Origin of the sequence: Ensifer sp. B1-9 (genome assembly GCF_050474445.1) — a bacterium.
Lineage (GTDB): Bacteria > Pseudomonadota > Alphaproteobacteria > Rhizobiales > Rhizobiaceae > Ensifer.
Window position 1 is genome coordinate 236,545 of sequence record NZ_JBCHVG010000013.1, and the last position, 13,437, is coordinate 249,981.

11 protein-coding genes and 4 tRNA genes are annotated in these 13,437 nt (G+C 61.6%); 7 read left to right on the top strand and 8 right to left on the bottom strand.

Annotated features, from left to right (window positions below; translation table 11 throughout):
• Positions 1-5: 5 nt before the first annotated feature.
• Positions 6-1,856, bottom strand: a complete 1,851-nt coding sequence (gene phaC / locus ACQ5BM_RS24750) for a poly(3-hydroxyalkanoate) polymerase subunit PhaC (RefSeq protein WP_429817108.1) — start codon at positions 1,854-1,856, stop codon at positions 6-8.
• Between the two features lie 111 nt (positions 1,857-1,967).
• Here phaC and ACQ5BM_RS24755 point away from each other — a divergent pair, with 111 nt between their 5' ends.
• The 4 genes from ACQ5BM_RS24755 (at position 1,968) to recJ (ending at position 7,072) form a co-directional block, all read left to right on the top strand.
• On the top strand, positions 1,968-2,276 hold the full coding sequence (locus tag ACQ5BM_RS24755) for an SHOCT domain-containing protein (protein WP_429817111.1): 309 nt from the start codon (positions 1,968-1,970) through the stop codon (positions 2,274-2,276).
• Between the two features lie 126 nt (positions 2,277-2,402).
• Positions 2,403-3,620, top strand: a complete 1,218-nt coding sequence (locus ACQ5BM_RS24760; protein WP_429817114.1) for an LL-diaminopimelate aminotransferase — start codon at positions 2,403-2,405, stop codon at positions 3,618-3,620.
• A gap of 90 nt (positions 3,621-3,710) precedes the next feature.
• Positions 3,711-5,033: a homoserine dehydrogenase gene (locus ACQ5BM_RS24765; protein WP_429817117.1), complete on the top strand. Its 1,323-nt coding sequence runs from the start codon at positions 3,711-3,713 to the stop codon at positions 5,031-5,033.
• 236 nt (positions 5,034-5,269) lie between these two features.
• Positions 5,270-7,072, top strand: coding sequence for a single-stranded-DNA-specific exonuclease RecJ (gene recJ, locus ACQ5BM_RS24770; RefSeq protein ID WP_429817120.1), 1,803 nt, complete (start codon positions 5,270-5,272; stop codon positions 7,070-7,072).
• A 75-nt stretch (positions 7,073-7,147) separates the two neighbouring features.
• Here the strand turns inward: recJ and ACQ5BM_RS24775 are convergent.
• The 6 genes from ACQ5BM_RS24775 to ACQ5BM_RS24800 all read right to left on the bottom strand — a co-directional run bounded on the left by ACQ5BM_RS24775 (position 7,148) and on the right by ACQ5BM_RS24800 (position 10,355).
• Positions 7,148-7,222 (bottom strand) — tRNA-Glu (locus ACQ5BM_RS24775).
• A 202-nt stretch (positions 7,223-7,424) separates the two neighbouring features.
• A tRNA-Glu gene (locus ACQ5BM_RS24780) sits at positions 7,425-7,499 on the bottom strand.
• Positions 7,500-7,698: 199 nt separating this feature from the next.
• Positions 7,699-7,773, bottom strand: a tRNA-Glu gene (locus ACQ5BM_RS24785).
• A gap of 199 nt (positions 7,774-7,972) precedes the next feature.
• A tRNA-Glu gene (locus ACQ5BM_RS24790) sits at positions 7,973-8,047 on the bottom strand.
• A 136-nt stretch (positions 8,048-8,183) separates the two neighbouring features.
• Positions 8,184-9,518 carry a D-Ala-D-Ala carboxypeptidase family metallohydrolase gene (locus ACQ5BM_RS24795; protein WP_429817123.1) on the bottom strand — a complete coding sequence of 445 codons (1,335 nt, stop codon included), beginning with the start codon at positions 9,516-9,518 and terminating at the stop codon, positions 8,184-8,186.
• A 396-nt stretch (positions 9,519-9,914) separates the two neighbouring features.
• A complete protein-coding gene (locus ACQ5BM_RS24800; RefSeq protein ID WP_429817125.1) occupies positions 9,915-10,355 on the bottom strand; it encodes a VOC family protein in 441 nt (146 codons plus the stop codon).
• Between the two features lie 196 nt (positions 10,356-10,551).
• Here ACQ5BM_RS24800 and ACQ5BM_RS24805 point away from each other — a divergent pair, with 196 nt between their 5' ends.
• The 3 genes from ACQ5BM_RS24805 (at position 10,552) to ACQ5BM_RS24815 (ending at position 12,545) form a co-directional block, all read left to right on the top strand.
• Entirely contained in the window at positions 10,552-11,130 is a 579-nt protein-coding gene (locus ACQ5BM_RS24805; protein WP_043623636.1) for a cold-shock protein, read from the top strand.
• On the top strand, positions 11,130-11,609 hold the full coding sequence (locus ACQ5BM_RS24810) for a DUF192 domain-containing protein (protein WP_429817127.1): 480 nt from the start codon (positions 11,130-11,132) through the stop codon (positions 11,607-11,609). Before ACQ5BM_RS24805 ends, ACQ5BM_RS24810 begins: the two co-directional genes overlap by 1 nt.
• Before the next feature lie 288 nt (positions 11,610-11,897).
• Positions 11,898-12,545: an outer membrane protein gene (locus tag ACQ5BM_RS24815; protein WP_429817129.1), complete on the top strand. Its 648-nt coding sequence runs from the start codon at positions 11,898-11,900 to the stop codon at positions 12,543-12,545.
• A 46-nt stretch (positions 12,546-12,591) separates the two neighbouring features.
• On the opposite strand, the gene ACQ5BM_RS24820 is transcribed toward ACQ5BM_RS24815, so the two are convergent.
• The gene (locus ACQ5BM_RS24820; RefSeq protein WP_429817132.1) at positions 12,592-13,233 is read right to left on the bottom strand and encodes a DUF1062 domain-containing protein; all 642 of its coding nucleotides are present in this window, start codon (positions 13,231-13,233) and stop codon (positions 12,592-12,594) included.
• Positions 13,234-13,437 lie beyond the last annotated feature (204 nt).

A 13,437-nucleotide genomic window follows, 5' to 3' on the forward strand; every position in this document is an offset into this window, starting at 1 on the left:
CTGTATCATGCCCGGGCGCGAACGTAGGAGCCCGGCGCTTCTTCGAGCGAATTCAGTGGACCACCGGGCTTGCGGGCCGGAACGCGTCTCTTGTCGAGCCTCTCGATCCATTGGTGCCAATGCGGCCACCAGGATCCCGGCGTTTCCTTCGCGGCCTTGAACCAGTCGTCGAACTCTCCCTTGGGCGCGCCTCCAGTCCAGAACTGGTATTTTCCCTTGTCCGGCGGATTGACGACGCCGGCGATGTGGCCCGAGCCGGAGAGCACGTAGGTAACCTTGCCGCCGAAGGAAGAGCTGCCGAGGAAAACCGAGCGCGGCGGAGCGATGTGATCTTCCTTGGTGGCGAGATTGTAGATCGGGATCTTCACGTCGCCGAGCGACACCTGCCGGCCCGCAAGCACCATCTCGCCCTTCGACAGTTTGTTCTCGAGGTAGCAATTGCGCAGATAGAAGGAGTGGTTGGCTGCCGGCATCCGCGTCGAATCGGAATTCCAGTAGAGCAGGTCGAAGGGCAGGGGATCCTGCCCCTTGAGGTAGTTGTTGACGAAATAGGGCCAGATGAGTTCGGAGGCGCGCAGCATGTTGAAGGCGGTCGCCATCTTCGAGCCGTCGAGATAGCCGGTCACGCTCATGTTCTGTTCGATCTGGCGAATCTGGTCTTCGTCGACGAAGACCTTGAGGTCGCCCGCATGGGTGAAATCGACCTGGGTCGTGAAGAGGGTCGCTGAGCGGATGCGGTCGTCGCCTTCGGCAGCGTGCAGCGCAAGGGTCGCCGCCAGCAAGGTGCCGCCGACGCAATAGCCGATGGCGTTGACTTCGCGCTCGCCGGTCGCCTGCTCGACGGTGTCGAGGGCAAAGCCGATGCCTTCGCGGGCATAAGCTTCCCAGTCCTTGGTCGCATGCCGTTCGTCCGGGTTCACCCAGGAGATCACGAACACCGTGTGCCCCTGGTCAACGGCCCATTTGATGAAGGATTTCTGCGGGTTGAGGTCGAGGACGTAGAACTTGTTGATCCACGGCGGGCAGATCAGCAACGGTCGTTTCAGCACCGTCTCCGTCGTCGCTTCATACTGCAGCACCTGGCAGACGTCGCTCTGGGCGATGACCTTGCCGGGCGTGATCGCGATATTCTCACCGATCGCGAACTTGCTGGTGTCCGTCTGCCGCAGCTTGAGGTCGCCACGGCCGGCGGCGACGTCCTCGGCGAACATCTGCATGCCCTTGGCGAGATTGGCGCCGTTCGAAGCGACGGTTTCGCGATAGAGTTGCGGATTGGTGGTGACGAAATTCGTGGGGGAGAGCGCGCTCGAAACCTGTCGGACGTAGAAGGCCGCCTTGTGCTTGGTGTGATCGTCGAGCCCTTCGGCGTCCTCGACCATTCGCTCGGCCCAATCCGATGTGACGAAATAGGCCTGCCGGATGAAATCGAAGAACGGGTTCTTCACCCAATCCTCGTCGGTGAAGCGTTTGTCGTTTCGCTGGAGTGCAACCGGCTGCGCCATCCCGACGTCGCCGGACATGCGATGGAGCGTCCGCGACCAGATCTCGAAGAAGCTGCCCATCAGATGGGTCTGTGCTTCAAGCGTGCGGCGCGGATCGGAAAGCCAGTATTCGGAGACCTTGGACAGCGTTTTCACCATATCGGTGACCGGCTCGGCGAAGACGTCCGATTTCTGCCCCGATTCACGCGGTGCCAGCCAGGCGGAGGCCGCCTTGCCGAGTTGCTCCATGGCGCGGGCGAGGTTGACGGCGAGGCTTTCCGGGTCCTTGACGATGTAAGGCTCGACGGATTTTGGGTCGAAACCCGTGAAGCCGTCCTTGCCATTGGTGCCTTCCGTTTTCCTCTCTGCTGTCACCCGGCTTCCCTCCACAGCATCTTGTTTGTTTTGTATTTTTACATTCTGCCCGAAAATGATTACAAGGGCTAGGCGCATCGTCGCGCCGTCAGATCAGAGGTTCTCTTCAGTATGCTTGCCGTCGGAAAACAGCGTTCCATCACCTGGCTTGCCGGGATCGTTCTGCTAGGTACGCTTGCAGGCTGCAACAGCCAGACGACGAACTTCGAGAACTATCCCTCGGTCTACGGCCAAAAGCCGGCCGCGACGACGCAGATGACCAACGAGGAGGCGGCCGACATGCAGGCACGCCTGACATCGCTTGGCGCTGCGCGCAAGTCCGGCGCGATCTCGGAAGCTGAATATCAGCGTCGCCTGAAGGAAATGCGCGCGCTCGCCGAACAGCACGGTGCCGACACCCTGAAAGAGATCCAGAATTAGCGCTTGCCTTTCCGGTGATTTGGACGCAAAGCGTTCAATGGCCGCAAGGACGGCCGTTCACCACAGCGCACGGTTTCGCGAAGGCTTGAGCCGCTGGCGGGAGCGTGCGCCAAACGAGGTTTGGAGATGGAAGAGTTTCACAAAGTCCGGCGTTTGCCGCCCTATGTTTTCGAACAGGTCAACCGTTTGAAAGCAAGCGCGCGAGCGGCCGGTGCTGACATCATCGACCTCGGCATGGGCAATCCGGATCTTCCCACACCACAGTCGATTGTCGACAAGCTCTGCGAGGTCGTTCAGGACCCGCGCACGCATCGTTATTCGTCGTCGAAGGGCATTCCCGGGCTGCGTCGTGCCCAGGCCGCCTACTACGCCCGTCGCTTCGGCGTCAAACTCAATCCGGAAACGCAGGTCGTCGCCACCCTTGGCTCCAAGGAAGGCTTCGCCAACATGGCCCAGGCGATCACCGCGCCGGGTGATGTGGTCCTGTGCCCGAACCCGACCTATCCGATCCACGCCTTTGGCTTCCTGATGGCCGGTGGGGTCATCCGCTCGATCTCGGTCGAGCCCGATGAGACCTTCTTCCCGCCGCTCGAGCGCGCCGTGCGTCACTCGATCCCGAAGCCGCTGGCGCTGATCCTCAACTATCCGTCGAACCCGACGGCGCAGGTCGCGACCCTCGACTTCTACAAGGACGTAATCGCCTTTGCGAAGAAGCACGACATCATCGTGCTTTCGGATCTCGCCTATTCGGAAATCTACTTCAACGACGCACCGCCGCCGTCCGTGTTGGAGGTTCCGGGCGCGATCGACTGCACGGTCGAGTTCACTTCGATGTCGAAGACCTTCTCGATGCCGGGCTGGCGCATGGGCTTTGCCGTCGGCAATGAGCGGCTGATCGCGGCGCTGACCCGCGTGAAGTCGTACCTCGACTACGGCGCCTTCACGCCGATCCAGGTGGCGGCAACCCAGGCGCTGAACGGTGATGGCAGCGACATCGCCGAAGTCCGCAACGTCTATAAGCGCCGCCGCGACGTGATGGTCGAGAGCTTCGGCAAGGCGGGCTTCGACGTGCCGCCGCCGGCGGCGACGATGTTTGCCTGGGCGAAGATCCCGGAGAAGTTCCGCCATCTCGGTTCGCTCGAGTTCTCGAAGCTCCTGGTCGAGAAGGCTGATGTCGCGGTTGCTCCGGGCATCGGCTTCGGCGAGCAGGGCGACGACTACGTGCGTCTGGCCCTCGTCGAAAACGAGCACCGCATTCGCCAGGCGGCGCGCAATATCAAGAAATTCCTGTCGACTGCCGACGAGACGATGCACAACGTCATCTCGCTCAACGCGCACAGGTAAATAAGACGGGAGGCGCGCTTTTGGGTGCGCCTCCTTCCACACCGGCCCCGCGGTTCTCGCGGCTCGCCCCTTACATGTTAGGAAATGGCTATGGCAGATGCCCTCAAAATCGGCATTGCGGGCTTGGGTACCGTCGGTGCCTCGCTCGTGCGAATCCTCCAGGATCGTCACGAGATGCTTGCGACAACGTGCGGGCGGGCAATCGAGACCACGGCCGTAACGGCGCGCGACCGCAACAGGGATCGCGGCGTTGACCTTTCGCAAATCAAATGGTTCGACGACGCCGTCTCGCTTGCGCGTGACGCCGATATCGACGTCTTCGTCGAATTGATGGGCGGCTCGGGCGATCCAGCCTATTCCGCCGTCAAGGCTGCCTTGCAGCGTGGCATTCATGTGGTCACCGCCAACAAGGCGCTGCTTGCGGCCCATGGCATCGAGCTCGCCAAGATCGCCGAGGAAAAGGGCGCGCTTCTGAACTACGAGGCGGCCGTTGCCGGCGGTATCCCGGTGATCAAGGCTCTGCGCGAGTCCATGACCGGCAATACGATCTCGCGCGTCTACGGGATCATGAACGGCACCTGCAACTACATCCTGACGAAGATGGAGAAGGAAGAGCTTTCCTTCGAAGCCTGCCTCAAGGAAGCGCAGCGTCTCGGTTACGCGGAAGCCGATCCGGCCTTCGACATCGAGGGCAACGACACGGCGCACAAGCTGTCGATCCTGACGAGCCTCGCCTTCGGTACGGCGATCGCTGCCGACGACATCTATCTCGAAGGCATCACCAATATCTCGATCGACGACATCCATGCGGCGGCCGATCTCGGTTACCGGATCAAGCTCCTGGGGGTCGCGCAGCGTACCGACAGCGGCATCGAGCAGCGCGTCCATCCGACGATGGTGCCCTATGATTCCGTCATCGCCCAGGTCGACGGCGTGACCAATGCAGTCGCGATCGAATCCGACATTCTCGGCGAATTGCTGATGGTCGGCCCCGGCGCCGGCGGCAACGCGACCGCCTCGGCCGTTCTCGGCGATATCGCCGATATTGCCAAGAGCCGTCCCGGTGCTCAGCACGTTCCGGCCTTCGGCCGTCCGACCAATGCGCTGCTTCCCTACAAGCGCGCGCAGATCCAGAGCCATGAGGGCGGCTATTTCATCCGCCTGAAGGTCGTCGACCGCACCGGCGTTTTCGCCAGCATCGCCACGCGCATGGCGGATAACGGCATCTCGCTGGAATCGATCATGCAGCACTCCAAGCACCTGATGGAGAGCGGCGAACCGCAGACGATCATCCTGGTTACACATGCGACGTCGGAGCACTCCGTTCGCGATGCGATCAAGGCGATCAAGAGCGAGGGCTATCTCGTCGGCGAGCCGCAGGTCATCCGCATCGAGCGTCCGAAGGCGAACTGAGGGCGGCACAGACCTCAACCGCAAGGCATGGCGGCGCATGGCGCCGGCTTGCCGCCGATAATTTGGAAGCCTCGCCGCGCAAGCAAGCCGGCGAGGCTTTCTCGTATGGGCATGTCAGCCGAGCGGCGCCGAAAACGGGGCTCGGACCGTGGATCTCTGTGTATGCCGTTCCAAAAACGGTCACGATTGTCGGGGTTATGCGCTAAGAAAAGTTAAGCGCAGGCGGGTGGACGAACATGGAAGAATTGGTGGATCCGGTACAGCGGGCCTTTCTCGGCGTCGAGCAGTCGGTCAGCGGTCAGCGCTGGGTGTCACGGCTTGACCAGGCGGGTCAGAACCGGGCGCTCGCCATCAGCCAGGTCCACGGCTATTCCGATCTCCTTGGTCGCGTGCTTGCCGGCCGTGGCGTCGTGCTCGACGATGCCGCGAGCTTCCTCGATCCGACGCTTCGATCGCTGATGCCGGATCCGGATACGCTCACCGATTGCCGCAAGGCGGCCGATCGCCTCGCGATGGCCATCAAGCGGCGTGAGAAGGTCGTGGTATTCGGCGACTACGACGTCGACGGTGCCGCTTCGTCGGCGCTCATGACCCGGTTCCTCCGCCACTTTGGCATCGATGCGGAGATTTACATTCCCGATCGGATTTTCGAGGGCTACGGGCCGAATCCGGCAGCGATCGAACAACTGATCGACAAAGGCGCCGAACTTATCGTCACTGTTGACTGCGGCTCGACAAGCCATGAAGCACTTGCCGTTGCGGAGAGGCGTGGCGTCGACGTCGTCGTCGTCGACCACCACCAAGTGGGGTCGGCCCTGCCAGCCTGTCACGCGCTGGTCAATCCCAATCGGGAAGACGATCTTTCCGGGCAGGGGCATCTCTGTGCCGCTGGCGTCGTCTATCTGGTTCTCGTCAACACTTTGCGCGTGTTGCGCAGTGCCGGCGATGGCCGCACCGCATCCTTCGATCTGCTCGCGCAGCTCGACCTGGTGGCGCTCGCGACCGTCTGTGACGTCGTGCCGCTCAAGGGGCTCAACCGCGCCTATGTCGTCAAGGGACTGATCGCTGCGCGGCATATGGGCAATGTCGGGCTTGCGGCGCTGCTGCGCAAGGCGGCGATTGGTGGCCCGGTCACGCCCTATCACTTGGGCTTTCTCGTGGGACCGCGAATCAATGCCGGCGGCCGCATCGGCGATGCGGCGCTCGGCAGCCGTCTGCTGGCGATGGACGATGCCGGTGCGGCGGAAAAGATCGCCGCGCAGCTTGATGAACTCAACCGCGAGCGGCAGGCCATGGAAGCCGTCATGCTGGCCGAAGCCGAGGCCGAGGTTCTCGCGGAGTACGGCACGGGCGAGGGCGCGTCGGTGATCGTCACGGCGCGGGAAAACTGGCACCCTGGCATCGTCGGACTGCTCGCCGCCCGCATCAAGGAAAAATTCCGCCGGCCGACCTTTGCCATCGCCTTCGACCCGAACGGCCGCGGCACCGGCTCCGGCCGCTCGATCAACGGGTTCGACATGGGCAAGATGGTCCGGGCCGCGGTTGACGGCGGCCTGCTGATCAAAGGCGGCGGCCATGCGATGGCTGCCGGCCTTACGGTGGAGCGCGCGAAGCTCGGCAAGCTCAGGCAGTTCTTCGAGGAGCGGGCGGAGGCGGCAGTACGCGACCTCGTCGCCATCCAGACACTCAAGGTCGACGGTGCGCTCGCTGCCTCCGGCGCGACATTGGAGCTCATCGATCTCCTGGAACAGGCAGGCCCCTATGGCTCGGCGCATCCGCAACCGGTCTTCGCCTTTCCGCAGCACCGGCTGCGCGACAGCCGACAGGTGGGTGCCAACCACATCAAGGTGACGTTGGAAGGCCAGGACGGCAGCCGGCTCGACGGGATTGCGTTCCGGGCAACGGAAACTCCGCTCGGCGATTTCCTGCTCGCAAGCCGCGGCGCCTCGATTCATGTTGCCGGCTCGGTGTCGGCGGATCTGTGGCAAGGCCAGCGTCGTGTGCAATTGCGCGTCACGGATGCTGCGAAGGCGCTGTAAAATCGCTGCCCGAGAACCGCTCGGGTTCACCCATCGATGATTGAATGACGGGCTGGTGCTCTTACGAGCAGGGATTGGCACGCCCAACGGGACTCGAACCCGTGTTACCGCCGTGAGAGGGCGGCGTCCTAACCGCTAGACGATGGGCGCCCATGCTTCTCGCTAATGACTTGCAACGCAGTCTGGCGACCGTGAGCAATTCACCGGCGCATATTATCCTCTTTCAGCTCAAACCTCGACATCAATTCAGAGGCATCGCTTCCAGGGTGCCGAGACGCGATCGAGCATGAGTTGCAATCGCGCGGATACTGCGGCCCTAATATTGGAAATGTGGGGGAAAAGGTCAACACAGTGGCACGCCCTAGGGGAGTCGAACCCCTCTTCCCAGAATGAAAATCTGGTGTCCTAACCGATAGACGAAGGGCGCACTCGCTGTGTGGGCGCCTTATATCCAGCGACTCTGGAGACCGCAAGCGCCAATCGCAGGATTTTTGTGCTTTCCTGTTAAAAACAGCAGGAAAAAATTCAACGCCTGAAGAGCTGGAATCGGAGACGCGTCCGACACAGCAAGTTGCTGTTTCAGATGAGAAAAATGTCGAATTTCATAGGAAAGGAGATCAACACAGTGGCACGCCCTAGGGGAGTCGAACCCCTCTTCCCAGAATGAAAATCTGGTGTCCTAACCGATAGACGAAGGGCGCACTCGCTGTGTGGGCGCCTTATATCCAGCGACTCTGGAGACCGCAAGCGCCAATCGCAGGATTTTTGTGCTTTTCCTGTTAAAAACAGCGAGAAAAATCCGACGATCCACCGGGCGGAATCGGATGCGCCGCTGAGACAGAAAGTCCCGCCGCAGGCGAGGAAAATAGCGATATGGATGTGGGGAGGAGATCAACACAGTGGCACGCCCTAGGGGAGTCGAACCCCTCTTCCCAGAATGAAAATCTGGTGTCCTAACCGATAGACGAAGGGCGCACTCGCTGTGTGGGCGCCTTATAGCCAGAGGATTTGAGAACCGCAAGCGGCAAACTTCATATTTCTGTAAAAATTCCACAGGCGGGAGTCGGCGGGCTGAATCTGCGGAATAGCCCATGGAAACAAGCGGTTGGCTTCAGCCCTTGCCGCGCCGGCAACGCCAGTTCCAGTCTCGTTGTGCGCCGATATCGATATGGACCGACTCCGTATGGCAATAGGTACCGACGCCGCCGCGGCCAGGAATGCTGCGCAGAAACTCAGCCAGATCCCACTTGCTGACGCCCTGGACCTGGATGTCCGCTGCCTCGCAGCGCGTATGCAGCGACTGCTTCGCGCGGTTGACCTTGATCGGCCTGAGGCCTGAAGTCACCATGACCTGCTTGCCATAGTGCGCTTCCACCTTCTTCAGCATCTGCATGAGTTCGGGCTTGAAGCAGCCGGCCTCGACCTTTTCCGTCTGTAGAATCAGCCCGCTTGGCGCCAGTCGCGCCAGGCCCGAAAGGGAGGCGACCTGAACCGGCGCGCCGTCGTCATCGTCGCCGAGATGCTCTTCGTGCTCGAAATTGTAGAGCGAATTCAGTTTGACACCCGGAAGCGTGTAGGCGAGGGAGGCCGTCTGCGGCTGGCTCGCATTACTGGTGGTAATCGTCTTCTTTTCCGCCGGCTGGGCGGCCCGCTCTGCTTCCTGCTGCTTTTCCTTGCGCTTTCCGGCAAAGAGCGCTGCGAGCGTCCAGGCCTTCGGCTCTTGCTTGTCGCCGTCGCTTTCCTTGGCCTCGGCGGACGCCTGCGTTGGCTCTGCCATCGCGACGTCGGTCGCGGCCGGCTCAACCTCCGCATTGGCCACGGCCTGAAGTGCAGCCGATTTTTCGCCGCCGGCGGCAGCCTCGGCGGTGAGCGGCACGGGAACCGCTGCGGGAAGAGCGTCCTGCGCCGTCGGAGCGTAAGCGGCGACCGCCGTGTCTGCCGTCGCGGCGCTGGCCTCGTTCGCGGCACCTTGTTGGGGCGTCATGATGGCTTGAGGCTGTCGCTGGGTACCGCTGAACAGGCTGTTCGTGGTCGCGTTCATGGCGGGTTGGCCGGCCGGTAGCGGCACGGTTCCATTGGCCTGCGGCTGGGTGGTCGGCGTGCCTTGCGGCGCCGCAGCCTGCCCGTAGATGCTGGAAGAAGCGGCGCGCAGGCCCGTGTTTTGCATGGTCAGGGATTGCGCTTGCCCGGAATCCTGCGCATCGGCGGCCTGTTGCGCTTGTGGATCGCTGCCGAGCGCGGCCACCTGCGCATCGCGGACCGTGCCTTGCCCGGCCGGTTCGGCCGCTTGTTGCGACGCCGTCTGCTCTTCGGGGGTCAGTCCCGCGGTGACGTCACCGTCGGCGACGGCCGACACGCAGCCGCTGAGCGCCAGCAGCGAAACGGATAAAGCTGCCGCCCGCGCAATGGCAGCGAGCACTGCGCCCTTGGTGTCCGGATGTTGCAACGTCCTATCCCCGCTCTCCGTGCATGACCGGCGAAATCTTCGCCTTGTCGTGCATTAAGTCTCAGTTCCGAAACATCGCTCAGAACAAACAAACTCAAGCTTCTCGCGGCGGTCCAAAAGAACGCCACGGGAAAAGATCAGGCCAAGTACAAAGGGGGTCGCCGCCACGAGACATCGCGGAAAGACCCGGCATCAACGTCCCGCGCGAAAAAATACTCAACGACACGTGATTTGTAAACCGGCGCTAACCTTGAGCCCGCATGTTTCAAACATGCAAAGGCCCGGATCGACCGGGCCTCAGATCATTCATAGCTGCTGCTGATCGGCGACTCGGCCATGCCGACCGGAATTACCGGCCGCATAGGGTCATCTTCGCCGGTCAGAATTGCGCGGGGCTTACCATGCGCCGGTATTGCCCATCGAAACCCAGGGCTCTTGCGGCGGACGGTTTTCACCCTTCTGCAGGATCTCGATCGAAATACCGTCCGGCGAGCGCACGAAGGCCATGTGACCATCGCGCGGCGGACGGTTGATGGTCACGCCATTGTCCATCAGGTGCTGGCAGAAGCCGTAGATATCGTCGACCTCATAGGCGAGGTGGCCGAAGTTGCGCCCGCCGGTGTAGTCTTCCGGATCCCAGTTGTAGGTGAGTTCGAGGCACGGCGAGAGCTCGCCGCGTGCGCGGTCGATGTCCCCGGGGGCGGCGAGGAAAACCAGCGTGAAACGGCCCCTCTCGTTCTCGTACCGGCGGATCTCGGTCAGGCCGAAAAGGGTGCAGTAGAAGTTCAAGGCCTCGTCCAGATTCTTGACGCGAACCATCGTGTGCAGATAGCGCATTGCAATGTCCCTGTTTTGCAGAAGATGGCGTATACTGAGCTGCCAGCAAGCCAGAGGCAAGGCTGCGTCCGCATATTAGATCTCGGCCAAAATATGCCGAGGGTCTTGCGTATCCGCGGCAGGACGATGTTATTCTGGTCAATAAGAATCAGTTAACCGTATCGGTAGTCGCGCGTAAACGAGGGGCTGGGAGAGAATGGCGGATAGGACATCTTCAAAAGACGTCATGCATGGTGACGACTTTGGCAGTGACGCTCTCGACCTCATCGAAATCACGGGCGTGATCAAATGGTTCGATGTTGCCAAGGGCTTCGGGTTCATCGTGCCTGATAACGGCATGCAGGACGTACTGGTCCACGTGACCTGCCTGAGGCGCGACGGCTATCAGACCGTTCTCGAGGGCGCGCGGGTCGTGGCTCTCATCCAGAAGCGCGATCGCGGCTACCAGGCGTTCCGTATCCTGTCCATGGATCAGTCGACGGCGGTGCATCCGTCTCAGCTTCCGCCAGTGCGCACCCATGTCCAGGTGACGCCGACCAGCGGCCTCGAACGGGTGCTCGTCAAGTGGTTCAACCGCACCAAGGGCTTCGGCTTCCTGACGCGTGGCGAGGGCACCGAGGACATTTTCGTTCACATGGAGACCCTGCGGCGCTTCGGCCTCACCGAGCTTCGTCCCGGACAGGTTGTCCTGGTGCGCTTCGGCGATGGTGAAAAGGGCCTGATGGCCGCGGAGATTCATCCGGACGGCCCGTCGCCGACCAGCCGGTCGCACTGATGCTCACGGTCCGAAACCTTGCCGGAAAAAGCGCCCTGTCGGCGCTTTTTTTGTTGTTCGCCTTGGCTGCTGCGGCGCTCGCCGATGTCGCCTTCACGAAGGACAAGATGCGCCTTGTGACTGCGAAGGGGAAAGTCCATGAACTGACCGTCGAACTGGCCGTCGATCCCGATCAGCGCGAGCAGGGGCTGATGTTCCGCCGGTCGATGGCGCCGGATCACGGCATGTTGTTCGATTTCGGCGAAACCCGTCGCGTGATGATGTGGATGAAGAACACATACCTTCCGCTCGACATGCTGTTCATCGACAACAAGGGCACCGTGCGCACGATCCGCGAAGATGCCGTACCATTGTCCGAGGCGATCATCGATTCCGGCGAACCCGTCGCCTTCGTTCTCGAACTCAATGCCGGCGCCGTCAAACGGCTTGCCATTCGGGCCGGAGATCGCCTCGAAGGCGCTCGAATCCCGCACCGCTGACCCGGGCCCACTGCATGGCTCCTTTAATCGTAGCCGGTTAAAGGACAAAGGCATGCAGCAATTCAAAGTGCTACAGCGACCTTTGCGCGTCTGATAAGACGCGCGGCGCTGTAGTGACCGCAAATCGTCAGATGGCTTCCGTCGCCGCCTTGTAGTTTGAGGATCAGCCCCTAAATCACCCGTATCGAGACGAATCGATCCTATCGATGACGACTGCAAAGCCTTTTGGGCAGACTTCAGCTTAATAAATTGCTAATGTTCTGCCGAAGACGACGGGAGGCATCTGTGATGATCCGGAATGTGCTTGTTGCCATCGTGGCGGCCTCGGCATTTACCCAAACCGCAATGGCGGCAGACCTTACGCAGCCGGCTGAGCCGCCGCCAGTGGTCGAAACACCGCCCGTTTTCGTATGGACCGGCGGATATGTCGGTCTCCAGGGGGGCGGCGGCTGGCTGAACGGTGATTTCAGCGCCCCCGGCGGCAGTGCCTCTGAAGATTTCAACGGCGGCCTTCTCGGTGCCTTTGCCGGTTTCAACTATCAGCAGGGTGATTGGGTCTACGGTATCGAGGGTGACGTCAACTACAACTGGAACGACAAGACCGTCGATATCGGTGGAACCTCGGCCGAAGTCGGCACCGATGTCTCCGGCGCGATACGCGGGCGTGTCGGTTATGTGCTGAACGACAAGGCGTTGCTCTACGGGGCAGGTGGCTGGACGGTGACCCGGGGCTTTGTCGATGTGCCCGGCGCGTCGAAGGAAAAAGAGACCTTCAACGGTTGGACGATCGGCGCCGGCGTCGACTACTCGTTCACCGACAACATCTTCGGACGCGCCGAGTATCGCTACAACGACTATGGCGACAAGGACATCGGCGGTATCAATGTCGATCTCGACCAGCACCAGTTCACCGTCGGCGTCGGCGTGAAATTCTGACCTATAAGCAGGAAGCGCCGGCATGGCCGACGCCTCTTTGAGCCGTTCATGCAGGTTGGAACAAGCCGCGTGCGCGATCGGCGATTGCGCCTTGATCGCGTGCCTCCGAGAGATCGAGAACCACACGCATCCCGTCCCTGATGGGCCGTTGCAGCGCCTTGCGTGCTCCGGCTAGAAGCTTGATCCGACCGGCTTCCGCAAGCCGCACGAGGTGGCTGCGCGACAGTCCGAGTTCCGCCGACAGCAGGCGATCGGCGCGCATGCTGATCGGCAGCGGCACCGCAAGGGCGATCTCAAGCTGGATGCAGACCTCAAGCGGGTGGGCGATGACGCGCCTGGTCACGCGGCATTCGGCGAACTCTTCGATCCTATCCGTGTTTCGGCGAAGCCCCTCGACATCGAAGGAGACCTGGCGGATCCAGTCCGAGTCGTTGTTCTGAAGCGCGTCGAGCGTTTCGGGCGCAATGTCACGGACAGGCTGACGCTCGAAGATCGGGCGATTCCAGGTGTCGTCGCAGTCGGCGCAGCGATAGATCAGCCAGGCATCCAGCCGTCGCCCGTTGGCGTTCAGCCGTGTCTTGCCGCTGCATTCGAAAGGGCGTGCGCCGCGGCAGCGGCTGCAAGCGAGCCAAGGGCGCGGAGGGGTTTGTGGTTCAATGGTCCACAGGACCGTCAGTGTGTGAGACATGTCGTCTGGTTCTTCCAAATGGAAGTCCATCGAGACGACGGTCTGATTACCCGTTCCGGGGACACGGTCTGGCAGCGTTCTTAGGTGATGGTTCCGCCTGGCGACGTTTTCGCCTGGCTCGAGATCGGCCATGCCATTCCGGTCTCGAACCGTCACCTCAACGAACGCGCGAAAAATCAATCCGAAGCGGCGGGCGCTATCGGC

What these genes read in the sequence shown, in the direction of transcription:
- ACQ5BM_RS24755 (WP_429817111.1), top strand. Translation starts at nt 1,968, where the DNA reads ATGCTTGCCGTCGGAAAACAGCGTTCCATCACCTGGCTTGCCGGGATC.
- ACQ5BM_RS24760 (WP_429817114.1), top strand. Translation starts at nt 2,403, where the DNA reads ATGGAAGAGTTTCACAAAGTCCGGCGTTTGCCGCCCTATGTTTTCGAA.
- ACQ5BM_RS24765 (WP_429817117.1), top strand. Translation starts at nt 3,711, where the DNA reads ATGGCAGATGCCCTCAAAATCGGCATTGCGGGCTTGGGTACCGTCGGT.
- recJ (WP_429817120.1), top strand. Translation starts at nt 5,270, where the DNA reads ATGGAAGAATTGGTGGATCCGGTACAGCGGGCCTTTCTCGGCGTCGAG.
- ACQ5BM_RS24800 (WP_429817125.1), bottom strand. Translation starts at nt 10,355, where the DNA reads ATGCGCTATCTGCACACGATGGTTCGCGTCAAGAATCTGGACGAGGCC.
- ACQ5BM_RS24805 (WP_043623636.1), top strand. Translation starts at nt 10,552, where the DNA reads ATGGCGGATAGGACATCTTCAAAAGACGTCATGCATGGTGACGACTTT.
- ACQ5BM_RS24810 (WP_429817127.1), top strand. Translation starts at nt 11,130, where the DNA reads ATGCTCACGGTCCGAAACCTTGCCGGAAAAAGCGCCCTGTCGGCGCTT.
- ACQ5BM_RS24815 (WP_429817129.1), top strand. Translation starts at nt 11,898, where the DNA reads ATGATCCGGAATGTGCTTGTTGCCATCGTGGCGGCCTCGGCATTTACC.
- ACQ5BM_RS24820 (WP_429817132.1), bottom strand. Translation starts at nt 13,233, where the DNA reads ATGTCTCACACACTGACGGTCCTGTGGACCATTGAACCACAAACCCCT.